Origin of the sequence: Gelidibacter salicanalis (assembly GCF_007997285.1) — a bacterium.
GTDB classification, from domain to species: Bacteria; Bacteroidota; Bacteroidia; order Flavobacteriales; family Flavobacteriaceae; genus Gelidibacter; species Gelidibacter salicanalis.
In genome coordinates, this window is the sequence record NZ_VORX01000004.1 from 49,317 (window position 1) to 73,505 (window position 24,189).

The window sequence follows — 24,189 nt, forward strand, 5'->3', positions numbered from 1 at the left end:
TACTAAAAGATTGCTTATTTCTTCTTTAATACAACCAATGAATTTTGCTGTACTTCCAATACCTTATCTATATAAACCTTAAATATATCATAGTATTCTGGGTCATATAAGCTTTCCTTTAAATTAAATTTAAAAAACAGCATGAGCTTTTGCTCGTTTACAGCAGCATTAAGAATGAGTTCACCACCATTATTAGGAAGTTTAGCCACAAATGCTTTTGGCGCTTCTATAAGTTCATAGGCATCACCAAAATCAATCTGAACACTGTAAAGATAAGACTTCTTATAACCAAAATCTATAGGGTAGGTGCGCTGTTGGAGTTGAAAAGGATTTTTCTTAAAAAATGAATAAATGAAAGGATTTAGATACACCATTGTGCTGTTGGTGTTGCTATTGGTCAGTTCAATCTGATAGGTTTCCTTAAAAGCTTCAGAATTTTTGTCCGATACCAAAACTTCATGGTCCGAAATTGTTATTTCAGACTGGCGGTCTGCACTATGGTTGATGTAGGCTTGGGGATTGGCAAAATAATCTTTCTTTTTTTGAAGTGCTTCATAACCCAAATGAGTCGCCTTTACAGTGCCGTTAACGCTATTCTCATCAACTTTCAAATCGACTTGATACTGAATTTGGGTCGCTACATTTGCTTCAATTGGTACCCACGTGCTGCCCTTGTCAAAATCTAATAAACGACCATACTGATTTAAACATTTAAATGGCAATTCTCCAAAACTTAAATAAGGATCCGTTGCATCCAATACATACGTATGACCATCTATTTGCGCCTGAACAATTAAATAGTTAAATTCAGAAATGACCGGGAAGAGTTGGGTGGGCAACCCATTTTCTCTGGTCGACATTAATACGGGCTTGACATTAATGCCTTGTTCTTCTAAAAGGTTGTGGAGTAAAATATTTATTTCAGAGGCGTTTCCAGATTTTTCCTTAACAAGGTTCTTGACCGATACATCTGTAAACACTTTAAGTTCACCATTCCAGGTATATTGATTCTGGACATAGGAATACACCTCTTTGGCGACGGTTTTTGCATTGCCTTTATCAGATATGATCGCGGCTACCACGTCTTTCAATGACGTGCTTTTCCCAATCTGTCGGCCTAAATTGGCATCGGATCGGAGTTCGCTATCTGCATCTTTCCATGTTTTAGTGATATTGTCAATACTTCCGTCAAAACCTCTAAACACCTTAAGTTCGTATTCCAGCCTTGAGAGGTAATTCGTTTTAGCAGTCATATAATCTTCCGCTATGAAAGCAGGAACAGTCGTCATGACGTAGACGGTGTTTGCACAATCAGCAGATGCGCCATTGAAAGCGTTTAAACAGTTTTTTACAATGACAGATTCTGTTTTATCTAATTTTTGTGTGCCTACCAATTTAATATGATAATCGTAATTACCTGGAATGCTGGTATTGTATTCACTGTATAACTTTGGAATTTCGTCCTGAAATTCCCAAGGATGGTATTTGTAGATAAAAGGCGTCTCTATAACATAACTGTAGGTAATTACAGACCCTATCTTAATATTGGGTAAGGTAAACTTTATAAGGGTGTACTGATCATTATAGGGTTCTTCAAAAATAGCATTTTGTTTAAGTTCAGATGTTGTGATGGCCCCATTTTCTAAATTATAGGTGGTGGCGAAAATTTTAGATACTTTTTCCTTACCCTTATTATTGTTGAACAGATAAATGGTTTCCGTAGCCCAATGAAAGCCTTCTCTATTTAAAATCTTTATTTTTTTCTTGATCTCCGTTTTAAGCGTATAGGTATCCTTATCTATATAACTATTTCCGTATTCATAGATTACCAAGGCCGCCGCAGTGGAATCATTGGCGTAAGAATTAGTAGTGATGTCGTTTCTGCTTACAGCATAAGTCTCTGCATTAAATGAGGATTGGCCGAAGGTAAGTGTAGTAAGTAGGAGAAGTAGGATAAGGTAGCGGTGATTCATAAAGTAAGTTCCATACGTTTAATATGTTTATTTTTTCTTAGGTAACTCTGAATAATATGTAAGGTGTCTCTCGTGTGATCCATAGGTGTAATAATGGATTCCAATACTTTTTTGTTGGTAATTTGATAGTTGAGATTAAAGTAACCAAGTCCTTGAAATACACCATTTTCTATAAGAAGCACACTGTGTTCATCTAAAGATCTGCCTTTATCAATTAATATAAAATCCTGTTGATCAAAACTATTGTTTATAATAATGTTTTGCACTCTACCATTATAATCTGCTGAAGGCTCTTCTTGAAAACAAGCGCCCTCGCACTCCTTAACGGCGTATTTGTAACACGCTTTCTTTGTAGTGTCCAGTCCAACTAATTTAGGGCAGAGATTGAATTTATCAATGACGTTGAGTAAAAACTGCTTGCCACTTTGGTAATTTGAAAAGGTCGTAATTGCTTTTTTTCGACCATCGGCCGCATCAACCTTTAAATTTATATACCCATTTTCATCCATAAAACTATATAAAGCATGGGTAAATAGATTTCTTCTCATGGAACGGTTAAAAGACGGTTTATTTCTTTTAATTTCTGCACTTTCTTTGAGCAAGGCTACTAATTCGCTTCCGGTGGCCTCATGAGTTACGGCAGCAATTTGGCTTTGCATCTTTTTTGATTTCGGAGTAGTACTCGTAAAATGCTGGTTGACTCTATTTTTGATGTTTTTACTTTTACCAATAAAGATGATTTTACCGTAACTATCGTGAAGATAATAAACGCCGGTAATGGAGGGCAAATCGTCGATAATATGCTTATGATTGGAAGAAAGCTTATATTTTGGTTCTGCTTTAACCGCATCTTGGATGATTTGTTTATCCAGATCCTTAGCTAATAGTATTTTAAATAATTTTACGGTAGCCAAGGCATCTCCAGAGGCACGGTGTCTATCACTGACCGGAATGCCTAAAGCTCGGGTAAGTTTGCCCAGGCTATAGGAATCCTGTTCGGGCATCAGTTGTTTAGACAACTCAACCGTGCAGAGTGTTTTGCGTTCAAATTCAAAGCCCAATCGGCTAAATTCTGTGCGCAAAATCCGATAATCAAATTCAGAATTATGCGCTACGATGATGCAGTCTTCCGTAATTTCTACAATCCGCTTGGCCACCTCATAAAATTTGGGTGCCGTGCGCAGCATATTACTGTTGATGCCTGTAAGGTTAACTACAAAAGGTTGTATTTCCCGTTCCGGATTGACCAAGCTGATAAATTGATCGACTACCGTGTGCCCATCAAATTTGTAAATAGCGATTTCAGTGATGCCTTCTTCATTGAATTTTCCGCCAGTGGTTTCTATGTCTAATATTGCGTAAATGAGCTTGTATTTTAAAGAACCTTCTTATGAACTTTTATAAAAATAAGAGAAAGTGTGAAGATTTAATTAACGATTATAATTCTTTCAGCGTCCTTGATGGACATCTATTATTGGTGATGCATGCTACAATTATCCGTAGTTGCGTTCGCCAAAAATACTGCTTCCCACCCTAATCATGGTGCTGCCGCAGTCTATTGCCGTGTGATAGTCGCCACTCATGCCCATACTTATAATTTCCAGTTTAGAACCTTCCAATTCTAATTTGTTAAGGTCATCAAAAATGGTTTTAAGTCGCTTGAATTCCTGTTCAATTTGGGCAGTATCTTCCGTAAATGTTGCCATTCCCATCACCCCAGCAATGGCCACATTGTTTAGGGCTGCAAATGCTTCGGAGCGTAGAATGTCTTGTGCCTCTTGAAATGTCATTCCGAATTTGGAATCCTCATCAGCAATTTTTATCTGTAACAAACAATTGATGGTTCGGTCATGTTTTTTTGCTTGTTTATCAATCTCCTTCAAAAGTTTAAAATTATCAATACTATGAATGAGGCTTACAAATTCCGCCATGTATTTCACCTTGTTGCGCTGCACATGCCCAATCATATGCCATTGGATATCTTTTGGCATTTCGGCTTCTTTGTCTACCATTTCCTGGATTTTATTTTCTCCAAAAATGCGTTGCCCAGCATTGTAGGCTTCCATGATTTTACTAACCGATTTCGTTTTTGAAACCGCCACTAAAGTCACCTGTTCAGGTACTGATGCTTTGATATGTTGAAGGTTCTCTGCTATGCTCATACTTATAGATTGTAATTTGAATGTCGTGGATTTTACCACTAAAACAAACAAGTGTTTATTTTAAAATTCGTAAATGGTGACCCCACATCTCAATTTTGGTTCAATAAAAGTACTCTTAGGCGGCATTTTAAAACCGTCGTCGGCTATGGTTTTCATTTCTTCAATAGAAACGGGAACCATGCCAAAGCCCACTCTGTAATTCCCATTATCAATAGCGCTTTTCATTGAAACGATGTCTTTCTTGCCGTTGATATAGCCAATTCTACTTTCATTTCTTAAATCCTGTATTCCTAAAATAGGACCTAGAATAGTTTTAAAAAGAATTTGTGCATCCAAGCCGTCTAACGAGTTTTCAATGGGATAACTCGCTTTTCGCAGGTATATAGAATAGAAATCGCCGTCTAAATACATGCTAAAATGATGCTTTTTATTGGGATGATAGGGGACTTGGCCGCGGTTTTCAATACGATACATCATGTCCAAATGAATCAGGAATTCTTCCTTGGTCAAACCGTTTAAATCTGTGATGACGCGATTAAATTCATGGATTCTTAAATCTGATTCCGGAATGAGGTAACTCATAAAAAAGTTATAGGGTTCCTGACCGGTATGTGTAGGATTAGTCTCTTTCAAATCTTTATAAAGTAAATAGGAAGAGGAGGATCTGTGGTGGCCATCAGCAATATAGACCGTTTCCATCTGTTGAAATTCTTGAGAAATCTTTTTAATTTGATCGGCATCATCTACCTTCCATAACAAATGCGTGTCTCTGTAGGTCGTGGTAAATTCGTACTCTGAACGTGCTTTTTGCACTTCCTTGATAATCTCAGCAATTACAGCATTATCAGGATAGGTCAGGAGTACAGGTTCCGCGTTAAAGCCCACTGTTTTTAGATAGTCCTTAAAAATAACCTCACGAAATTCGATGGTGTCTTCATGCTTTTTGATGACGTCATTCTCGTAATCTTCAGCACTGGTAGCGGCAACAATACCGTTAAAAACTTGTTGATCTCTATCTTTAATTTGATAGATGTAGTAACACGGCTGCTGATCTTGAACAAAAATGGCATCTTCCTTAAACTCCAAATACCGGTTTCTAACTAAATTATACCGTGCTTCGCCAGAAATTTGCTTGTCAAATTTATAGCCAGGGTTAACAATGTGTAAAAACGAAAATGGATTATCCCTTAGTCGCGATTCCCGCTGCTCCAATGTGTAACTTTGATAGGAACGCGCGGCCACAAGACTTACTTTGTCTCGTGTGGGTCTAACTGCTTTAAAAGGAATAATATGCGCCATTATAAACTATTCAGACTATAAAAATTGTTGCGATACGTTTTCTGCTTTTCTACTTTGCGAGTAGTCATAAAAACCTTCGCCAGATTTTACGCCGAGTTTTCCAGCGCGCACCATATTGACCAATAGTGGGCAAGGGGCGAATTTAGGATTTTTAAAGCCGTCATACATGACATTTAAAATTGAAAGACAAACATCTAAACCAATAAAATCCGCTAGTTGCAAAGGTCCCATTGGGTGTGCCATGCCTAACTTCATCACCGTATCAATTTCAGTAACGCCAGCCACACCATTGTAGAGTGTTTCAATAGACTCATTCAGCATTGGCATTAAGATTCTATTGGCCACAAAACCAGGATAGTCATTCACTTCTACAGGATCTTTCCCTAAAGTTTTGGAAAGGTCCATAATGGTCTTGGTGACTTCATCACTCGTGTTATAACCGCGAATAATTTCTACCAATTTCATAATAGGCACAGGATTCATAAAGTGCATCCCAATAACTTGTTTAGGCCTAGCCGTAACGGCTGCAATTTGGGTAATTGAAATGGAAGAGGTATTCGTTGCCAAGATCGTGTCTTTAGCACATTGCTCATCCAATTGTTTAAAGATCTTAAGTTTTAGCTCGCTATTTTCTGTAGCTGCTTCTACTACTAAACTTGCATTTTTCACGCCTTCGGCAATATCTGTAAACGTGGTGATGTTATTTAAAGTTTCATTTTTTTGAGCTTCATCAATCTTTTCTTTGGCAACCATACGATCTAAATTTTTCGTGATGGTATCCATTCCTTTTTGAAGTGAAGCTTCGCTAATATCAATGAGTTGCACTTTAAATCCGCTTTGTGCAAAGGTATGTGCAATGCCATTACCCATGGTTCCGGCGCCAATTACTGCTATATTTTTCATTAAATTTTTATTTTGATGCCCTATAAAAGAGGGTGGAATGTACTAGTTTAATATAAAATTGATTAGGTGTGTCTTTCAGAATTTAAAACTGTTCAATGATCATCGTGGCTACACGTAGCGCCTCGGTGCCGTCATTAAGGGTTACAATTGGTGTTGTGTTGTTATTGATGGCATCTGCAAAAGTCTCTAATTCATCCAAAATGGCATTATTATCAGAAACTTCAGGGTTATCAAAATAGATTTGCTTTTTTACGCCTTCAGCATTTTGAAGGATCATATCAAAATCACCCGGACTTTCCGGAGCATCTTTCATTTTGACCACTTCACATTTCTTCTCCAAAAAGTCTACTGAAATGTACGCATCCTTTTGAAAAAATCGTGTTTTACGCATGTTTTTTAAGGAGATACGACTCGCCGTCAGATTAGCCACACAGCCATTTTCAAATTCGATGCGAGCGTTGGCAATATCTGGGGTATCGCTGATAACGGATACGCCACTGGCGGAAATTGTCTTGACTTTTGATTGAACCACACTTAAGATGATATCAATATCATGAATCATAAGATCGAGAACTACTGGGACATCAGTTCCGCGTGGATTGAATTCTGCCAATCTATGGGTTTCGATAAACATCGGATTGTCAATTTGATGCTTTACCGCTTTAAATGCAGGATTGAAACGTTCAACATGACCAACTTGACCTTTTACATGGTTTTCGGCAACCATCGATCTGATGATTTCTGCCTCTTCAACAGTATTGGTGATTGGTTTTTCAATAAAAATGTGCTTGCCTTTAGAAATGGCCAATTTAGCACACTCAAAATGGGATAAGGTTGGGGTAACGATGTCTACAACATCTACAGCGTCAATGAGACCTTCAATGGTATTAAAATATTTATAGCCCAATTCAGCCTCAATTTTTTTGCCGTTGGTCTCATCGGCATCATAAAAACCCACCAAATTATATTTTTTTGACTGATGTAGTAGGCGTAAGTGAATTTTTCCAAGATGACCAGCACCAAGAACTCCTGCTTTTAACATAGATTATACGTTTTATACAAAAATAGCCTTTTTTTAAGGCAGAAAAAAGAAATAATATACGGAAGTCATTCGCAAGAAATGGAATCTTTGAGCGCCAAACATCTCCTGAAATTCCTTGTTACTTCCTTTTGTTTGGGTTAATTTAGCCCGCAAACACTACCGCTTTGAAAGATACGTTTAAACATAAAGGCTTGCGTCAGCAACTTGTTGGCATTGTAAAGGATAAAGGAATTACTGATGAAAAAGTACTTAAGGCCATTGGTAAAATTCCGAGACATCTCTTTATGGATTCGAGCTTTTTAGATCATGCGTATCAAGATAAAGCGTTTCCTATTGCTGCTGATCAAACCATTTCCCAACCCTATACTGTGGCATTTCAAACCGAACTCATGCAGGTTAAACCTGGAGACAACGTGCTTGAAATTGGTACCGGAAGTGGATACCAAACCGCAGTATTGTGTGAGTTGGGAGCGAAAGTGTTCAGTATTGAGCGCCAATTGGAACTGTTTAAAATTACCAGTAAATTTCTTCCCAAACTTGGCTACCGCCCTAAGAAACTGATTTTTGGAGATGGCTATAAAGGTTTAGTAACGGAAGCGCCTTATGACAGCATTATTGTAACGGCCGGTGCCCCTTTTGTGCCGAAACCTCTGATGAGCCAACTGAAAGTTGGTGGCCGGTTGGTCATTCCGGTTGGCGATAAGGTGCAAACAATGACGTTATTTATCAGGAAAGGCCCTAAAGATTTTGAAAAACATGAATTTGGAGAATTCCGATTTGTGCCACTTTTAGAGGATAAAAATTAATCACGCCTTTGTCAGTTCGAGTGTTTTGATCAGCGTCTGAAAGAACGCTGGTCAAAATGTATCGAGAACGGTTGTTAGATTTTGGCTGTTATACGCTTCTCGATACTTTTTTCAATCACTGCCGTGCTTGAAAAACACTCGAAGTGACAGCGAGATCATTTTGTCAGTTCGAGTGTTTTGAGCAGCGTCTGAAAGAACGCTGGTCAAAATGTATCGAGAACCGTTTTTAATTCTTTTTATAAATAAGCTTCTCGATAATTTTTTCAACCACTACCATATTTGAAAAACACTCGAAGTGACAGCGAGATCATTTTGTCAGTTCGAGTGTTTTGAGCAGCGCCTGAAAGAGCGCTGCTCAAAATGTATCGAGAACCGTGGTTCGATTTTGGCTGTTATACGCTTCTCGATACTTTTTTCAATCACTGCCGTGCTTGAAAAACACTCGAAGTGACAGCGCGAGATTGTATTGTCAGTTCGAGTGTTTTGAGCAGCGTCTGAAAGAACGCTGCTCAAAATGTATCGAGAACCGTGGTTCAATTTTGGCTGTTATACGCTTCTCGATACTTTTTTCAATCACTGCCGTGCTTGAAAAACACTCGAAGTGACAGCGCGAGATTGTATTGTCAGTTCGAGTGTTTTAAGCAGCGCCTGAAAGAGCGCTGCTCAAAATGTATCGAGAACCGTGGTTCGATTTTGGCTGTTATACGCTTCTCGATACTTTTCTCAATCACTGCCGTGCTTGTAAACACTCGAAGTGACAGCGTAAGACTACATTGTCAGTTCGAGTGTTTTGAGCAGCGTCTGAAAGAACGCTGCTCAAAATGTATCGAGAACCGTGGTTCGATTTTGGCTGTTATACGCTTCTCGATACTTTTTTCAATCACTGCCGTGATTGAAAAACACTCGAAGTGACAGAGCGAAATCATATTGTCAGTTCGAGTGTTTTGAGCAGCGTCTGAAAGAACGCTGCTCAAAATGTATCGAGAACCGTGGTTCGATTTTGGCTGTTATACGCTTCTCGATACTTTTTCAATCACTGCCGTGATTAAAAAACACTCGAAGCGACAACAGAGTATTTGTTTAATACCGCATTACTCAATAATATTCAGAAATTTCAATCCAAAAATAACGGCATCACCTTGGTAACCATTTTGGTAGGAACGTACATAATCCACTCTTAAGAATCTGAATTTTTTAAACCCAATATTGTCTAAGCCTATTGAAAATTCTTGATATGGTTTTTGGCGTTCTGTAGCGAAAGCATGTGCCCCAATAACCAAGTTGTAATTTAGTTTATTGAGTAAGGGCACTCGGCTTAAGAGCAAACCTTTAAAATCGTGTTCCGCGTGCATTTCTAAATAGGATGTATTTGTGCTCAATGCGTAATACGGCAGATTATTGAATACATTCAAATAGGTGCTAGAAGTTCCCACATGGGTTTCATTGCCGTTGGGATGATAGTAATCCATAAATCCGATGTCATCTGCGTTGATAAAAGTGCCTGCTTTAATATTGTATTTAAAATCGCCTTTATTACAGACATTAAATTGTTGGGCCAGTCGTAGTTTGAGCTGATCATAATTATACTGTTGTTCTGAAGCGGCAAATCCCTTTTCGTAACCTGCATAAAGTGTGGGGAATCTACTATTAGGAATGTTCACCTTACTATCTGGGTAACTCAAATAGTCTTGGCCGAAATTAAAACGCATATTAAAATTAAACTTTAATAGCTGATGGGTATCAAATGCCGGCACCTCAAAGGAGTAGGGCAATTGCGGATTGTTACTGGTATAAGCATCTTCTTCCTCATTAAAAAACACTTGATCTGTAGTGTTCACTAAAGCTTTACGACGTTCATAGGCCAAATTGCCATACATATTTATACCATTAGAAATTTCTTGGGAGTAGCCCACTTCTGCGAAACTCCGATCAAAAATCTTCATATAATTGTCCTCGAAAAAAAGTGAACTTACTGAATTTAATAATGGCAAAATAGGTTGGGCTTTATTAAACTGTTGTGTTTCTACACCTCCTGAAATGGATAAAAAGGGTTTGTTGATATTGTTGAACTTATATCGAAATCCTGCAGTAGCTCTTAAACGTTCATCGGAAACGCCATATTGTAAAGTGGCATTCGCAGAGAAAAACCGTCGGTATTCATCTTGATTTCTCCGGTAGTAAAAATTTAATTTCGAATTGTAGCCTTGAACCGTATTGAATTGAAAATCTGATAACGGTGAGCTGTAGCCTATTGACCAATCTTCAAAGGAATTTCTATGACTGTAACCAAAAAGCAAATTTTGTATTTTAAAGCTATTATTTTTTGCATCGATAGAATCGAGGTAAGGTTTAGATTCCCTAACCGTTTGAATACTATCTTTTACTAAGTAATCACTCACTTCTTCATCCGTTAACGGCACTGGCCGGATACCTTTCCAATAAATAGAATCCTTTTTATTGGCTTCAGAAGCGAAAGAAAGAATTTCCTTTCCAAATGATTTTTTAGTGAGTTCTGGTGAAAAATTATAATCGCTATACACGGCAGTATAACGGCCATCACCTTTAAATCCAAATAATGAATACCCAAAATCAATACCCTGTGACAGTTTTACCCACAGTTGATCTTTGTCTGAGTACGAAAAGTTTTGGGTGATGGTAATAACTTCTGCTGGCGGAATCTGGGCTTGAATTCCAGTAATGTCCAGTGTTACTGCATAAATGGTCCACTGATTATCCACAATATAGATATGTCCAGAGAAAATGCGGTCATTCTCACGTTTCGGGATCACTTTAATTTTGTTTATCAAATTCCCTTTGTCATCATAAAACACACCTTCCAATTTGTATCTGTAATAATTGAAGGCATAATCAGCAATGGGTGAAATAATTTGATTGCCCAATTCGATCGTATTGTTATAAAAATTGAAATCGACATCACTGGCCGTGTTAAAACTGAATCCATTATTATCGCCGCTGACTTTGGATGCTATAATTTTTTCCTTCAATTTATCTGGCCGCAGATACGCTATTTCGGAAATAGTTTCAGATAGATATAAAATGCCGGTGCGCGTAGAATCTAGTCCAACCATAAAGTCATCCAGTTCCTGACCAAAAAATTTCTCGGGAGCGTTTTTTATGCGAATTAATCCGCGCGAGTAGAAATTAGCCTTAAAAGCATTGATTTTTTCCAGATTTGATTTTCGAGAAGCGATAGCTTTTCTCATGATGATATCCGCAGGATTTTCTTCACTATTGATCACGACTTCATTTAAGGAAATCTGTTCTTCAATAAGTGTGGCATCCAATGTATAAGGGAAAGCATTGATCTGAACTTCTTTTCTAACCGTTTTGTAGCCTAAAAACTGAAAAACTATAGTATAAGTATCCGTGGAGCTGAGGTTAAGTTCATAATAACCCTTATCATTGCTGGTGGTTCCCGTGAAGGAGTTTTCGAGATAAATATTGACAAAGGGGAGGGGTGCATTATTTTGGTCGGTAATTCTTCCTTTTAATTGTGAAAATGCTGAAAAGCTTGTAAAAATAAGACAGAGCGTGAGTAATTTTTTTGTCATTTAGTTGGATTTAATTCAGCCTTTTCACATATACAATTGATCCTATGGATTTTGGGTCTCTCAAACTTAACGATAAAAAGCACTGCTGTTTGTTATAGCAATCTTAAATTACTTGCTGCATGACGTATTTTTACAAGAGAATCTAACTGTAGATTTTTTTGATTCTGTCAAGGTTTCTCTTATTTTCACGATCCCTGATGGTGTCGCGCTTGTCAAAGAGTTTTTTACCTTTTCCTAATGCAATTTCCACTTTAGCGAAACCCCTGTCATTAATAAACAAGCGTAACGGTACAATGGCGTACCCTTTGGTTTGTACATCCTTATGCAGCGATTTGAGTTCTCGTTTATTCAGCAGCAGTTTACGCTCTGCTTTTGGTCTATGATTGTAGTAATTGCCAAAAGCATATTCTTCAATATTCATATTGATGACAAAAAGCTCGCCCTTCTCATTAAATTCGCAAAAACTCTCAGCGATGGAAGCTTTACCGCTTCTAATGGATTTAATTTCCGTGCCCGTTAAAACGATACCGGCGGTATATTTATCCAACAGTTCATAATTAAACCGTGCTTTTCTATTTTTTATGTTGATGTTTTTCTGCATAGGAAGTCAAAGGTAAAACATTTAAGATAACTTTTAAAGAAGAGCCGTCTGTTATCTTTAATTTTGCACACTCAACATGAAACTACACATGATATTACGTAATGCACTAATTATAGCCTTAATGCTGACTTTCTTCAATTGTAAGGAAGAAACAAAGAAACCTGTAACTTCGGAAACAGCTGAAGACATCATTAATAAATCGATAAATGCTGCAGGAGGTGACGTTTTTGATCATTCTAATATTAATTTCGATTTTCGCGACATACACTACAAAGCTCAGCGTGATAGTGGTAAATTCCGCTTGGAACGTTATATAAAGGATTCCGTTACTGAGATTAAGGATGTCCTGAGCAATTCCGGATTTGAGCGTTTTGAAAAAGATGCCAAAGTAGAATTGTCAGATTCGTTGGTGGCGCTTTACAGTGCATCTGTCAACTCCGTGCATTATTTTTCCGTATTGCCATACGGACTGGATGGAGGCGCAGTTTTTAAAGAAGATTTAGGAACCGAAGAAATAAAAGGCACCAACTATCATAAGATAAAAGTGACCTTTGCTGAAGATGGCGGAGGGGAAGACCATGAAGATGAGTTTTTGTATTGGATTAATAAAAACACCTACAATGTCGATTATTTGGCCTATTCTTATGAAGAAGTTGATGGTATGGGCTACCGATTTAGAGAAGCTTATAATGCGAGAATGGTAAATGGTTTACGTTTTGTAGATTACAATAATTACAAACCTACCAGCGTCAATTTTAATTTTGAAGACTTAGGTCTCATGTTTAAGAATGGCGAATTAGAGCTCCTTTCTAAAATAGAACTTTCAAATATTACGGTGGAGCAGTTTAATTAATGCGGAGCACTATATCAGTGACGTTGCCGTTATTTAGCGTTACAATATAGAGATTGCCATTATTGTCATCGTCCATATGGTCGTATTTTTTTCTTCCTAAAACTGCATTTACAAATTCGGGCGACGTATTGCTGTGTCCCACAATGAGTACTGTTTTTCCTTTAGTTGCTGTTTGAAAAACGTCATCAAAATAGTGTTCTGTTGTGTATATAGTAAGGTCTAATTTATTTCTATCGGCAATAGGTTGCCCCGTTTGTTTTGTCCTATAATAATCCGTAGAATACACGGCGTCAAAAGTGACGTGTTGTAAAACAGTATCCCAATTTTGAGCTCTTTCGTGACCTTTTTCTGTGAGATGCGGATTGCCTTCAGTGGGGTCAGTACGGTCTTTTTCGGCATGACGGATAAAATAATAGGTCGTAACATCAGAATTGGTTTTCACTTGCGCTTTACAGCCCATAGCAAATAATGAAATACAGATGATAGTCAATTGTCGTAACATACAAAAGCTGTTTTTAGTGGTTTGTCTTAGGTCAATTCGAGCGCTACGTCAATCATCTCTTTAAAAGTTGTTTCTCGCTCTTCAGCAGTGGTGCGCTCACCGGTGACCAACGAATCAGAAATGGTAAGAATACTTAACGCCTTTACTTTATGTTTGGCTGCTATGGTATAGAGACCTGAACTTTCCATATCTACACAAAGTACACCAAATGCTGACCATTTTTTATATGCTTCAACATCATCACCATAAAACTCATCGCTGGTTAAAACATTTCCCGCTTTTAATGTGATGTTTTTGATTTTTGCCACCTCCAATGCCTTCTGGAATAATCCAAAATCGGCGGTAGGAGCGTAGTCTGCACCATTAAACCGCAACCTATTGATCCCCGAAGTAGAGGAAGCTGCCATAGCCAAAACAATATCTCTGACCTTGATTTCTTTTTGATAGGAGCCGGCACTGCCAACCCTAATAAGGTTTTTAACGCCATACTCCGTAATTAATTCATGAGCGTAAATGGAGATACTTGGAACACCCATACCGGTACCCATTGTCGAAATCGGTTTGCCTTTGTATATGCCGGTATAACCAAGCATGCCTCTCACATCGTTAAATAATTTAGGATCTTCAAAATAGGTATGTGCAATCCATTTTGCTCGTAATGGATCACCTGGAAGAAGTATGGTTTCAGCAATTTCGCCCATTTGGGCTTCAATATGTACACTCATGGGCTTGAATAAACCCTAAAGATAAAAATTAATCTGGTTTTAAGATACTTTGTCAACCATCATTGCAACACCAGAAGAGGTGCCAATACGGTCAGCTCCTGCATCAATATATTTTAATGCCGTCTCCAAATCTTTGATGCCGCCTGAGGCTTTAATTTTAGCCTTGTCCTTTACGATTTTTTTGATAATCTTGACGGCGGTAAGCGTTGCGCCGCTTTTGGAGAATCCGGTAGATGTTTTTATAAAATCGACTTTAGCATCAATACAAATTTCACAAGCTTTTACGATTTCATTTTTCGAAAGCTCGCTAATTTCAAGTATAACTTTTAAAGGTATGGTACCTAATGCTGTTTTAATATCGGAAAGTTCTTTAAATACGGTCACGTAATTTTGGCTTCTTATTAAACCTATGTTGATGACCATATCAATTTCATCCGCACCATCTTTAACCGCATTCTTTGCTTCAAAAACTTTAGCTTCCGCAGACATCGCTCCTAATGGAAAGCCTATTACAGAAACTATTTTAACTTCAGAGTCTGAGAGCAGCTGTTTGGCTAAAGCAACGTAGCAACCGTTAACGCACACCGCGTAGAATTGGTTTTTTTTTGCATCATTGCACAAATCGATAATTTGTCTCTCCGTGGTATTCGGTTTTAAAAGCGTATGCTCAATAAAGGTATTGATATCCATTACAAATTCATAGGTTAAGTGTCGCAAAAGTACGTCAAACGGTGGTTTCTAGGGAGTTTATTTTCATCTTTTAGACGAATGGTAACCCTTGCTTTTTTAAACCTCATGCAATGAGTCCAATAGCAGTGCACTTTCTAATTTTTAAATTTCAGATTTAAATGAACGCTGACGTACGCCTACAAAAAGACTATGAAAATCTTAGATCTGGACTAACTTTTTATATTGTTTAACAATTTCAGAACCATTCGATCATGATCAAGCTTATGAAAATTCTTTACGAATCTCAAGCTTATCTAAGCTCATTATAATTTTTCTAAAAGACTGTGGGCCCAATCCAATGCGCCGCTTAAATCGTCAAAAATTTCATAAGGTTTGTCAAAAAACGCGCGTTCATACTCGGCATTTTTACGCATCAGCTGGGTTTTAGGAATCATTGCGATGGCCACCAAATTCGGAATTTTTTCTGCTTTAGGATAAATTAAGGGATCAACTGCATAGGATTTAGCGCGATTGGAAATATAAACCATGTTTTTTCCACTAAAATGTTTCTTTATACAATTGTTTAAAAGCACGTTGTGTTGGGTCTCGATTACAGCACCTTCCTTAACCTGATTAATGATGAAGCCATCAAAAATAAAAGCTTCACTATCTTTAAAATCATAATATTTTATTATGCCCATATTCTTAAGAGTTTAGATTAGAGTTTATGAATTTATTATAGAAACTCCAGACCCATTGCCCTTATCGAGAGGAACACTATCACAATAAAAAAACGGCACTCCTCCTTTTAAAGAGTTGTGCCGTTAATTACCAACTAATTGCATATCGCTTTGATATACATGACTATATTATGTAATTCTTATTCTTTTGCCTCATCTACCAATTGGCTTTGGTTTCTAAAAACCAATTTATTATTGAAAGAATCCAATAAAACGATACTATCTGTAGTGATATTGCCAGAAAGTAATTCCTTGCTCAATTCATTGAGGACTTCTTTTTGAATAACTCGTTTAACTGGTCGTGCGCCATATTCAGGATTGTAACCTTTTTCTGCTAAATACGCAGTTGCCTCATTGGTCGCATCAAAGGTAATACCTTGATTGGCCAACATACGAGTTAGGCCTTTCAGCTGCAAGCCCACAATCTCCACAATATTCTCTTTTGAAAGCGGCGTAAACATAATAATGTCATCAATACGGTTTAAGAACTCCGGTCTCACACTTTGTTTTAACAAGCCTAATACATCTACTTTTGCCGACTCTAGGGCCGATTCAATATCCTGAGTAGCTTCAAAACGTTCTTGGATAATTGAGCTTCCCATATTTGAGGTCATGATAATAATCGTATTTTTAAAGTCTGCAACCCTACCTTTATTATCTGTCAATCGGCCTTCATCAAGAACTTGAAGTAAAATATTAAAGGTGTCTGGATGTGCTTTTTCAATCTCATCAAGCAATACCACGGAGTAGGGCTTTCTTCTTACGGCTTCAGTTAGCTGACCGCCTTCGTCATAACCCACATATCCTGGAGGTGCACCTACCAACCGACTCACACTATGACGTTCTTGGTATTCACTCATGTCAATACGCGTCATCGAATTTTCATCATCAAACAAATATTCTGCCAACGCTTTTGCTAATTCCGTTTTACCAACACCAGTGGTTCCCAAAAAAAGGAAGGTTCCAATTGGTTTCTGCGGATTTTGTAGCCCTGCACGACTTCTTCTCACGGCATCACTCACCGCGATAATCGCTTCTTCCTGACCAACCACACGTTTGTGTAATTGTTCTTCGAGTTTCAAAAGTTTTTCTCTATCACTTTGTAACATTTTGGTAACTGGGATTCCGGTCCATTTTGCCACAACTTCTGCAATATCTTCATACGTTACTTCTTCTTTAATTAAAGAATTTCCGGATTGATTTTGTTGTAATTCCTTTTGAAGTTTTTCAAGCTGTTCTTGTACCTCTTTTATTTTTCCGTAACGTATTTCCGCTACTTTTCCATAATCGCCATCACGCTCCGCACGTTCTGCTTCCAACTTAAACTCTTCAATGCTCGATTTTGCAATTTGAATATTGTCAACAACTTCTTTTTCGCTTTTCCATTTTGCATTGATTTCGTTGCGCTCTTCTTTAAGATTGGCTAATTCCGAACGCAAGGTTTTGAGTTTAGTTTCATCTTTTTCACGCTTAATCGCTTCAATTTCAATTTCCAACTGCATGACCTTTCTGTCCAAAACATCCAATTCTTCAGGTTTCGAATTGATTTCCATACGCAACTTAGAAGCCGCCTCATCCATTAAATCGATGGCTTTATCCGGTAAAAATCGGTTGGTGATGTAGCGCTCTGAAAGTTCAACTGCACCTATAATGGCTTCATCTTTAATACGCACCTTGTGGTGAGTTTCATACTTTTCTTTAATACCCCGCAAAATGGAGATTGCACTTTCCGTATCCGGCTCATTAACCATTACTTTCTGAAAACGACGCTCCAACGCCTTGTCCTTTTCAAAATATTTTTGGTATTCATCAAGGGTCGTGGCACCTATAGCACGAAGTTCTCCTCTGGCCAATGCAGGTTTTAATATATTTGCTGCATCCATTGCACCTTGTCCGCCACCAGCGCCAACAAGGGTGTGAATTTCATCAATGAACAATATAATATCGCCTTCACTAGACGTCACCTCTTTTATGACCGCTTTCAAGCGTTCCTCAAATTCGCCTTTATATTTGGCCCCTGCAATAAGCGCACCCATATCTAAAGCAAACACTTGTTTGTCTTTCAAGTTTTCAGGAACATCCCCATCAATAATACGGTGAGCAAGCCCCTCCGCGATGGCTGTCTTACCAGTACCTGGTTCTCCAACAAGAATCGGATTGTTTTTGGTACGACGCGATAAAATTTGAAGGATTCTTCTAATCTCTTCATCACGTCCAATGATCGGGTCTAACTTTCCACTCTTCGCCATTTCATTGAGATTCTTGGCGTATTTATTCAGAGAATTATAAGTGTCCTCTTGACTTTGCGAAGTCACTCGGTCGCCCTGACGTAATTCATCAATACCTGCAGTCAACGCTTTTTCGGTGACGCCTTGGTCTTTTAGCATTTGTGCAATCTTACTGTTCGATTTAAATACTGCAAGGATCAAATGTTCAATGGACACATAATCATCCTTTAATTTATTGGCAATGATTGCCGCCTCATTTAAAGTTTTGTTGGCTTCTCTAGACAGCATAATATCACCTCCAGAAACTTTCGCATAGCTTTCCAATTGCTTGTCTAAGGTCTGTTGTAAAAGGCTCATATTGACATTCAATTTTTTAAGAAGGAATGGCAATACATTTTCGTCTACTTCAAAAATGGCCTTAAAAATATGCTCATTTTCTATTTGTTGGTGACCAAGACTTTGAGCAAGCTGTTGCGCATGCTGAATGGCCTCCTGTGATTTTATGGTATAATCGTTAAAATTCATAATTTTGTCCCGCTAATGGGTATGTTTTTATAGGTTAGTAACACTAATTTAATTTTTTATTGTGCGATAATAATTACACTATTCATCATACTATGATGTGTGCGTATGCGGTATAAGTCAATTACCTTACCAATTGGAAACCACCGACAAAAAGTCACCTAAACGCAGTGATAGCAAGACATTAAGTCAGTTTGTAAGCATTTAAGATTGTTGCGACTGATGTAATAAAGATAGTTATTATAGGAACTGCGTTCCGTTAATCTAATTATAAAATCTAACTTTGAATTCAGGAAATTCCGAAGTCAAGGGATAAAACACGAAACATATTATGGGATTATTTAATAAGTTATTTAACAGCGATTCAACTGAATCAAAAAGTGGTGAAGGGAAAAAATCAACAGGCGATTTACCTTGGATAGAGCTCAACACTTTAGCGCAATTAGACGAGATAAAAGAGCGATCTAAAACCAAAACACAGTTTATTTTTAAACACTCTACCCGTTGCGGAGTGAGTAGAATGGTAATTAGCCAATTTAAAAAAGACTACCAACTTGAAGAAAGTCAAGCCGATTTATACTATTTGGACTTGCTGAACCATCGTGATATTTCCAATGGGATCGCGAGTCAATTTAATGTCATGCACGAGTCACCTCAATTATTGGTATTGAAAAACGGCGCAGTGGTAAAACATGATAGCCATGGCGGCATCAATAACTTGAATTTTGAAACATTTATTTGATAGTCTTTGAATAAAAGTTGCACCGCATTTTTAAAATTAGTTAGCTTAGAAGCTTTATTACGTTATTTATAAATTGTATATTGATTAATAGAACGATATATAATGATGGACAAACTATTTAATATTGATAAAACGAAGTACGCTTCAAATTTAATTGGTGATCAATTAAGGCAGCATATTGAAGAGGTTTTTGGGCGAAGTGGCTTAAACTTTGTTGGAAAATTTACAGGTGCTAATGAATTTGCCGTCTATGATAAATGGACCTACATCACCTGGAATGTCCCCAATTTTAAAAGGAAATCGGCTTATTTAACAGGGAAACTCATAGCGTCAGGCAAAGGCACCTTGATAAAATTAGACCTTAAACCAAATCCTGTGATCTCTGTTTTTCCTATTATAACTGTTTTACTTGGCGTAATTTCCATCATTATCGCACAATCAACTAACCAAAATGATAGCGTCATAATTTTTGGACTCATATCAGTAGTAGTCGGATGTTTATTTTATCTGTTAGGAATGTTTTTCAGAAATAGGCTGAAGAATAATTTTAAGAAGTCATTGACTTTGTAACAGCTGTAATACGAGAAAATACGCTTCACATCCAAATTATAATTTACAAAAAAAAATCTTCAGTCGTTTTCGGGCTGAAGATTTTTTAGTTGAGAGAATATTGTAATAAGCTATTGGGTAATTGCTAATTCCGAATTTTATAAGAATTAATAATCTGTTTTAATTGGAGTTTCAAGTCTTCTCCTGTATCATAAACCATCTCAATATCACTTGGGAATAGGAGTGGTTTAAAGCGAAGTAAATCAAAATCAGCTTGATTTAGTGCCCGTTTATCGCCTTTATAAATCGCATAATGGTTTTCAAATACAAACTCACTTTTAATTGGAAACACATCTAAGGTGCGGTTGTTTTTGAGGTCTACATATACCACCTCAGCTAGCACTTGAGTTGATTTTACTTGACGATATTCAATGTATCCCGCTCTTGCAGTAACAATTTTATCAATTTTAATATCCTTACCCAAGCTGTCCTTCATCACATTGCCAGCGCGATCTAATTTGTATTTCCAGCCATCCACAAATTCTTTTTCTCTTAGAAATTCTTTTTCATGAAATCGCTCTGGAGAAATATTAATCTGTTTTAGTTGCAATGCCATCGCATAATCATAATCAATATCACTATCAGGATTGGCATGATACACCGTCCAAAATTGACTTAAACCATAAGTATCAAAATTAAGCAAGTCGTCTTCCAACCGTCTTGGGATAATTTGCCTGGTCTGGTTCTCTATCGTTACAATCACATAATCCGTTCCGCGGTGGTACGCTTCTTGCTTTAAATTACGGACATTTTTATAGTTAGGATTGATTTGATCAATGTAATGAAAGGTGTTATAAGCGTCCTTTAAATCGTCTTTAAAATTTGATTTTAAAAGCTGTAAACCTTTAGTGTAAAAATGCTCAGAAACGTCAGCGCGAGAGCTTACAATGGCGTCAGAATAATCGGGAAATTCTAAAACAATAGTCTTGCCGTTAAGCTGTAAGGGGACAACAGGTTTTACGGCGTTTTGACGCGCCTCCAAATTGAGATATAAATCATAGATTGTTTTATACTGCTCAGGATTAGCATCTTTTTGAAGATGTTTAATATTTTTTAAATCGCGCTCATTCGCCTTTTCATAAGCCGTTTGTAGCATTACCACAAAATCTTGCTTACGTTCATTATCCTTGTTGTTTTCGAGCTTTCTTAGTGCATCTTGTAAGGCTTGATTGTAATTACCAGAATAGAGCGCCTTTTCAATTTGCTTTTTACCGCTGCAGGACATTAAAAGCAAAATTAATACCGCATAAAGTAGTTTTGACGTCATAATTCTGTGAGTTTGAAGGTTAAAGTTAGAGGATTTCAATTTATATGCCAAATGTAAAGGGAGTGGCTAACTTTATCTGACGCCTAAACATAAAAAAGCACGAAGATCAGTGATGTGACGCGTCGTGCTTCAGTTTTAAATATGTTAAAATGTTATTTTTTCTTGTTTTTCTGCGAATTATAAATTGGTAACAATTGGGTAGAAACTTCGCCGAAACCAATTCTCGTACCGTCTTTCTCACAATGTCCTCTCATGATCACTGTATCAAAATCATTGATAAATTTGCGTTCCGTGCCGTCTTTCATGGTTAATGGTTTTTCGCCTCTCCAGGTCAATTCCAACATAGATCCATACGATTCTTCCGTAGGACCTGAAATTGTACCACTTCCCATCATATCACCAGAATTTACCGGACAACCATTAACCGTGTGATGTGCCAATTGCTGGGACATATTCCAATACATATATTTAAAATTGGATTTGCTGACAATGGCTTCTTTTGCATTTTTTGGACGAATGGCGACTTCTAAATTGATGTCATAACCTTTTTTGCCTTTAGATTTTAAATAAGGCAGCAATGGTTTGATTGGTTTTGGACTTTCTACTTTAAAAGGTTCTAAAGCATCTAAGGTTACAATCCAAGGCGACATAGAAGATGCAAAGTTTTTAGCTAAGAATGGTCCTAAAGGCACGTATTCCCATTTTTGGATATCACGGGCAGACCAGTCGTTAAATAGGACCAATCCAAAAATATATTCCTCGGCTTCATTTACTGGGATTGGTTCTCCTAAATCGTTGGCATCTGTTGTAATAAAAGCCATTTCCAATTCAAAGTCGATCAATTTGGAAGGACCAAAAATCGGTTCGGTAGCTCCTTCTGGCATGGTTTGACCTTGTGGTCTATGTATCGGAATTCCCGAAGGAATTATCGAAGAGCTACGCCCGTGGTATCCCACAGGAATATGCAACCAATTTGGCATTAACGCATTATCAGGATCCCTAAACATGGTGCCCACGTTGGTGGCATGCTCCATACTCGAATAGAAATCAGTATAATCACCAACTTGAACCGGCAATTGCATTTCAATTTCATCCAATCTAAAAAGGACGATTTCTTTATGTTTGGTATTGTTTTTTAAGATGGTGTTGTTGCTGTCAAAAATTTCAGCAATTCTATCTCTTACGGCACGCCATGTTTTGCGGCCATCAGCAATAAAATCATTCAAGGTGTCCTGCAGAAAAATATCATCCGTCAGTGGGATACCTTCAAAATAGCCTAATTGATGCAAAGCACCAAGGTCAATGGCGGTATCGCCAATTCGAGATCCAATGGTAATGATGTCATCTCGTGTTAAGAATACACCAAAAGGGATGTTCTGTATAGGAAAATCAGAGTTCTTTCCCACGTGAAGCCACGATGTTCTATCGGGGTTATTTGCTGATAAAGGCATAGTGTTGCGATTAATTAGTTTTTGTTTAAATGTATTCAAACCTACATATTTTTTTTAATTAAAATCCCAAAAAAGACTTAAAATTATGTGGCTTCCAATCAATTTCAAGTTCGATTTAAATGATATGAAAAATTCTTTTTTTGTCTGAAATAAGTATTGTATTTAGTACTTTTGGTTAAACTAAAAATATTCATTAAATCCTTTATTTAAGGGGACTAAAAACACAACATTTATGCAACGTGACCAACAAATATTTGAGCTTATAGAAGCTGAAAAAGAAAGACAATTACACGGTTTAGAACTTATTGCTTCAGAGAATTTTGTGAGCAATCAGGTAATGGAAGCCGCAGGATCAGTTTTGACCAATAAATATGCTGAAGGCTATCCTGGAAAGCGCTATTATGGTGGTTGTGAAGTGGTAGATGAAGTGGAGCAATTGGCCATTGATCGTGCTAAAGCGTTATTTGGTGCAGCATATGCTAACGTGCAACCGCATTCAGGAAGCCAAGCCAATACTGCAGTATATTCTATGTGTTTAAAGCCTGGTGATAAAATACTCGGGTTTGATTTGTCGCATGGAGGACATTTAACTCACGGGTCGCCCGTAAATTTTTCTGGAAAACTTTACAATCCTTCATTTTATGGTGTTGATAAGGAAACAGGATTAATTGACTATAATAAATTAGAAGAAACGGCAAAAAAAGAAAAGCCAAAGATGATTATTGCAGGCGCATCTGCTTATTCTCGCGATATGGATTTTGAAGCCTTCAGACAAGTTGCTGATCAGGTGGGGGCGGTATTGATGGCTGATATTTCCCATCCTGCTGGTTTAATCGCCAAAGGGATCATGAATGACCCAATGCCACACTGCCACATCGTAACTACCACGACCCATAAAACTTTAAGAGGCCCAAGAGGAGGTATGATTTTGATGGGCGAAGATTTCGAAAACCCATTTGGCATGAAAGCACCAAAAGGAAATTTAAGAATGATGTCTTCTGTTTTAGATTCGGGTGTATTTCCTGGAAATCAAGGAGGACCTTTAGAGCACATTATTGCAGCAAAAGCAATTGCGTTTGGTGAGGCATTGACGGATGAGTTCATGCACTACATGCTGCAAGTTAAAAATAATGCGGCGGCTATGGCCAAGGCATTTGTGGATAGAGACTACCACATAATTTCTGGTGGAACAGACAACCATATGATGTTGATTGATTTAAGAAACAAAAACATTACAGGAAAAGATGCTGAACAAGCTTTAGTGAAAGCTGATATTACCGTAAATAAGAACATGGTGCCGTTTGATGATAAATCGCCATTTGTAACTTCTGGGATTAGAATAGGAACCCCGGCCATTACTACGAGAGGTTTAAAGGAATCTGATATGGATGCTATCGTCGGTATGATTGATGAAGTACTTTCCAATCACGAAAACCAAGATAAATTGGATGCCATTGGCGCCGAAGTGAATGAAATGATGAAAGGAAAACCTTTGTTTGCATAAATAATTGGCCCCCTTTTCT

20 protein-coding genes are annotated in these 24,189 nt (G+C 37.6%); 5 read left to right on the top strand and 15 right to left on the bottom strand.

Annotated features, from left to right (window positions below):
- Positions 1-14: 14 nt before the first annotated feature.
- The 6 genes from ES711_RS09545 to ES711_RS09570 all read right to left on the bottom strand — a co-directional run bounded on the left by ES711_RS09545 (position 15) and on the right by ES711_RS09570 (position 7,379).
- Complete coding sequence (locus ES711_RS09545; protein ID WP_146892988.1) at positions 15-1,973, bottom strand: DUF3857 domain-containing protein; 1,959 nt, start codon at positions 1,971-1,973, stop codon at positions 15-17.
- Entirely contained in the window at positions 1,970-3,337 is a 1,368-nt protein-coding gene (locus tag ES711_RS09550; RefSeq protein ID WP_146892990.1) for an exonuclease domain-containing protein, read from the bottom strand. The genes ES711_RS09545 and ES711_RS09550 overlap by 4 nt, the downstream gene beginning before the upstream one ends.
- A gap of 129 nt (positions 3,338-3,466) precedes the next feature.
- Positions 3,467-4,135, bottom strand: coding sequence for a YggS family pyridoxal phosphate-dependent enzyme (locus ES711_RS09555; RefSeq protein WP_146892992.1), 669 nt, complete (start codon positions 4,133-4,135; stop codon positions 3,467-3,469).
- A 60-nt stretch (positions 4,136-4,195) separates the two neighbouring features.
- The gene (locus ES711_RS09560) at positions 4,196-5,434 is read right to left on the bottom strand and encodes a DUF1015 domain-containing protein (RefSeq protein ID WP_146892993.1); all 1,239 of its coding nucleotides are present in this window, start codon (positions 5,432-5,434) and stop codon (positions 4,196-4,198) included.
- A 15-nt stretch (positions 5,435-5,449) separates the two neighbouring features.
- Positions 5,450-6,337 (bottom strand): 3-hydroxyacyl-CoA dehydrogenase family protein, encoded by an 888-nt coding sequence (locus ES711_RS09565; protein WP_146892995.1) that lies wholly within the window; start codon positions 6,335-6,337, stop codon positions 5,450-5,452.
- An 82-nt stretch (positions 6,338-6,419) separates the two neighbouring features.
- Positions 6,420-7,379 (bottom strand): Gfo/Idh/MocA family protein, encoded by a 960-nt coding sequence (locus ES711_RS09570; protein ID WP_146892997.1) that lies wholly within the window; start codon positions 7,377-7,379, stop codon positions 6,420-6,422.
- A 164-nt stretch (positions 7,380-7,543) separates the two neighbouring features.
- Between ES711_RS09570 and ES711_RS09575 the strand changes: the two genes are divergently transcribed.
- Complete coding sequence (locus ES711_RS09575) at positions 7,544-8,185, top strand: protein-L-isoaspartate(D-aspartate) O-methyltransferase (RefSeq protein WP_146892998.1); 642 nt, start codon at positions 7,544-7,546, stop codon at positions 8,183-8,185.
- 1,091 nt (positions 8,186-9,276) lie between these two features.
- Here the strand turns inward: ES711_RS09575 and ES711_RS09580 are convergent.
- A complete protein-coding gene (locus ES711_RS09580) occupies positions 9,277-11,757 on the bottom strand; it encodes a DUF5686 and carboxypeptidase regulatory-like domain-containing protein (protein ID WP_146893000.1) in 2,481 nt (826 codons plus the stop codon).
- A gap of 142 nt (positions 11,758-11,899) precedes the next feature.
- Entirely contained in the window at positions 11,900-12,358 is a 459-nt protein-coding gene (smpB, locus tag ES711_RS09585; protein ID WP_146893002.1) for an SsrA-binding protein SmpB, read from the bottom strand.
- Positions 12,359-12,434: 76 nt separating this feature from the next.
- Between smpB and ES711_RS09590 the strand changes: the two genes are divergently transcribed.
- Complete coding sequence (locus ES711_RS09590) at positions 12,435-13,211, top strand: DUF6503 family protein (protein ID WP_246139167.1); 777 nt, start codon at positions 12,435-12,437, stop codon at positions 13,209-13,211.
- On the opposite strand, the gene ES711_RS09595 is transcribed toward ES711_RS09590, so the two are convergent.
- The 5 genes from ES711_RS09595 to clpB all read right to left on the bottom strand — a co-directional run bounded on the left by ES711_RS09595 (position 13,204) and on the right by clpB (position 18,600).
- Positions 13,204-13,713, bottom strand: coding sequence for a phosphoglycerate mutase family protein (locus ES711_RS09595; RefSeq protein ID WP_246139168.1), 510 nt, complete (start codon positions 13,711-13,713; stop codon positions 13,204-13,206). The genes ES711_RS09590 and ES711_RS09595 overlap by 8 nt on opposite strands.
- A gap of 26 nt (positions 13,714-13,739) precedes the next feature.
- Positions 13,740-14,438 carry a purine-nucleoside phosphorylase gene (gene deoD / locus ES711_RS09600; RefSeq protein ID WP_146893004.1) on the bottom strand — a complete coding sequence of 233 codons (699 nt, stop codon included), beginning with the start codon at positions 14,436-14,438 and terminating at the stop codon, positions 13,740-13,742.
- A gap of 39 nt (positions 14,439-14,477) precedes the next feature.
- Positions 14,478-15,128, bottom strand: coding sequence for a deoxyribose-phosphate aldolase (gene deoC, locus ES711_RS09605; protein ID WP_146893006.1), 651 nt, complete (start codon positions 15,126-15,128; stop codon positions 14,478-14,480).
- 302 nt (positions 15,129-15,430) lie between these two features.
- The gene (locus ES711_RS09610) at positions 15,431-15,808 is read right to left on the bottom strand and encodes a hypothetical protein (protein ID WP_146893008.1); all 378 of its coding nucleotides are present in this window, start codon (positions 15,806-15,808) and stop codon (positions 15,431-15,433) included.
- A gap of 179 nt (positions 15,809-15,987) precedes the next feature.
- Positions 15,988-18,600 (bottom strand): ATP-dependent chaperone ClpB, encoded by a 2,613-nt coding sequence (gene clpB, locus ES711_RS09615; protein WP_146893010.1) that lies wholly within the window; start codon positions 18,598-18,600, stop codon positions 15,988-15,990.
- Positions 18,601-18,928: 328 nt separating this feature from the next.
- Here clpB and ytxJ point away from each other — a divergent pair, with 328 nt between their 5' ends.
- Together ytxJ and ES711_RS09625 are read left to right on the top strand one after the other, a co-directional pair.
- Positions 18,929-19,339, top strand: coding sequence for a bacillithiol system redox-active protein YtxJ (gene ytxJ, locus ES711_RS09620; protein WP_146893012.1), 411 nt, complete (start codon positions 18,929-18,931; stop codon positions 19,337-19,339).
- Positions 19,340-19,441: 102 nt separating this feature from the next.
- Complete coding sequence (locus ES711_RS09625; RefSeq protein WP_146893014.1) at positions 19,442-19,909, top strand: hypothetical protein; 468 nt, start codon at positions 19,442-19,444, stop codon at positions 19,907-19,909.
- A 124-nt stretch (positions 19,910-20,033) separates the two neighbouring features.
- On the opposite strand, the gene ES711_RS09630 is transcribed toward ES711_RS09625, so the two are convergent.
- Complete coding sequence (locus ES711_RS09630; RefSeq protein ID WP_246139169.1) at positions 20,034-21,215, bottom strand: hypothetical protein; 1,182 nt, start codon at positions 21,213-21,215, stop codon at positions 20,034-20,036.
- Positions 21,216-21,367: 152 nt separating this feature from the next.
- Positions 21,368-22,666 (bottom strand): fumarylacetoacetase, encoded by a 1,299-nt coding sequence (gene fahA / locus ES711_RS09635; RefSeq protein ID WP_146893016.1) that lies wholly within the window; start codon positions 22,664-22,666, stop codon positions 21,368-21,370.
- Between the two features lie 232 nt (positions 22,667-22,898).
- Between fahA and ES711_RS09640 the strand changes: the two genes are divergently transcribed.
- Positions 22,899-24,170, top strand: coding sequence for a serine hydroxymethyltransferase (locus ES711_RS09640; RefSeq protein ID WP_146893018.1), 1,272 nt, complete (start codon positions 22,899-22,901; stop codon positions 24,168-24,170).
- Positions 24,171-24,189: the final 19 nt, after the last annotated feature.

Excerpts from the sequence above, each read along its gene's own strand:
- deoC (WP_146893006.1), bottom strand. The coding sequence starts at position 15,128 with ATGGATATCAATACCTTTATTGAGCATACGCTTTTAAAACCGAATACC.
- ES711_RS09555 (WP_146892992.1), bottom strand. The coding sequence starts at position 4,135 with ATGAGCATAGCAGAGAACCTTCAACATATCAAAGCATCAGTACCTGAA.
- ES711_RS09590 (WP_246139167.1), top strand. The coding sequence starts at position 12,435 with ATGAAACTACACATGATATTACGTAATGCACTAATTATAGCCTTAATG.
- ES711_RS09630 (WP_246139169.1), bottom strand. The coding sequence starts at position 21,215 with ATGACGTCAAAACTACTTTATGCGGTATTAATTTTGCTTTTAATGTCC.
- ES711_RS09625 (WP_146893014.1), top strand. The coding sequence starts at position 19,442 with ATGATGGACAAACTATTTAATATTGATAAAACGAAGTACGCTTCAAAT.
- clpB (WP_146893010.1), bottom strand. The coding sequence starts at position 18,600 with ATGAATTTTAACGATTATACCATAAAATCACAGGAGGCCATTCAGCAT.
- ES711_RS09560 (WP_146892993.1), bottom strand. The coding sequence starts at position 5,434 with ATGGCGCATATTATTCCTTTTAAAGCAGTTAGACCCACACGAGACAAA.
- ES711_RS09595 (WP_246139168.1), bottom strand. The coding sequence starts at position 13,713 with ATGTTACGACAATTGACTATCATCTGTATTTCATTATTTGCTATGGGC.
- ES711_RS09640 (WP_146893018.1), top strand. The coding sequence starts at position 22,899 with ATGCAACGTGACCAACAAATATTTGAGCTTATAGAAGCTGAAAAAGAA.
- ES711_RS09570 (WP_146892997.1), bottom strand. The coding sequence starts at position 7,379 with ATGTTAAAAGCAGGAGTTCTTGGTGCTGGTCATCTTGGAAAAATTCAC.
- ytxJ (WP_146893012.1), top strand. The coding sequence starts at position 18,929 with ATGGGATTATTTAATAAGTTATTTAACAGCGATTCAACTGAATCAAAA.
- ES711_RS09565 (WP_146892995.1), bottom strand. The coding sequence starts at position 6,337 with ATGAAAAATATAGCAGTAATTGGCGCCGGAACCATGGGTAATGGCATT.
- ES711_RS09580 (WP_146893000.1), bottom strand. The coding sequence starts at position 11,757 with ATGACAAAAAAATTACTCACGCTCTGTCTTATTTTTACAAGCTTTTCA.
- smpB (WP_146893002.1), bottom strand. The coding sequence starts at position 12,358 with ATGCAGAAAAACATCAACATAAAAAATAGAAAAGCACGGTTTAATTAT.
- fahA (WP_146893016.1), bottom strand. The coding sequence starts at position 22,666 with ATGCCTTTATCAGCAAATAACCCCGATAGAACATCGTGGCTTCACGTG.
- ES711_RS09610 (WP_146893008.1), bottom strand. The coding sequence starts at position 15,808 with ATGGGCATAATAAAATATTATGATTTTAAAGATAGTGAAGCTTTTATT.
- ES711_RS09545 (WP_146892988.1), bottom strand. The coding sequence starts at position 1,973 with ATGAATCACCGCTACCTTATCCTACTTCTCCTACTTACTACACTTACC.
- deoD (WP_146893004.1), bottom strand. The coding sequence starts at position 14,438 with ATGAGTGTACATATTGAAGCCCAAATGGGCGAAATTGCTGAAACCATA.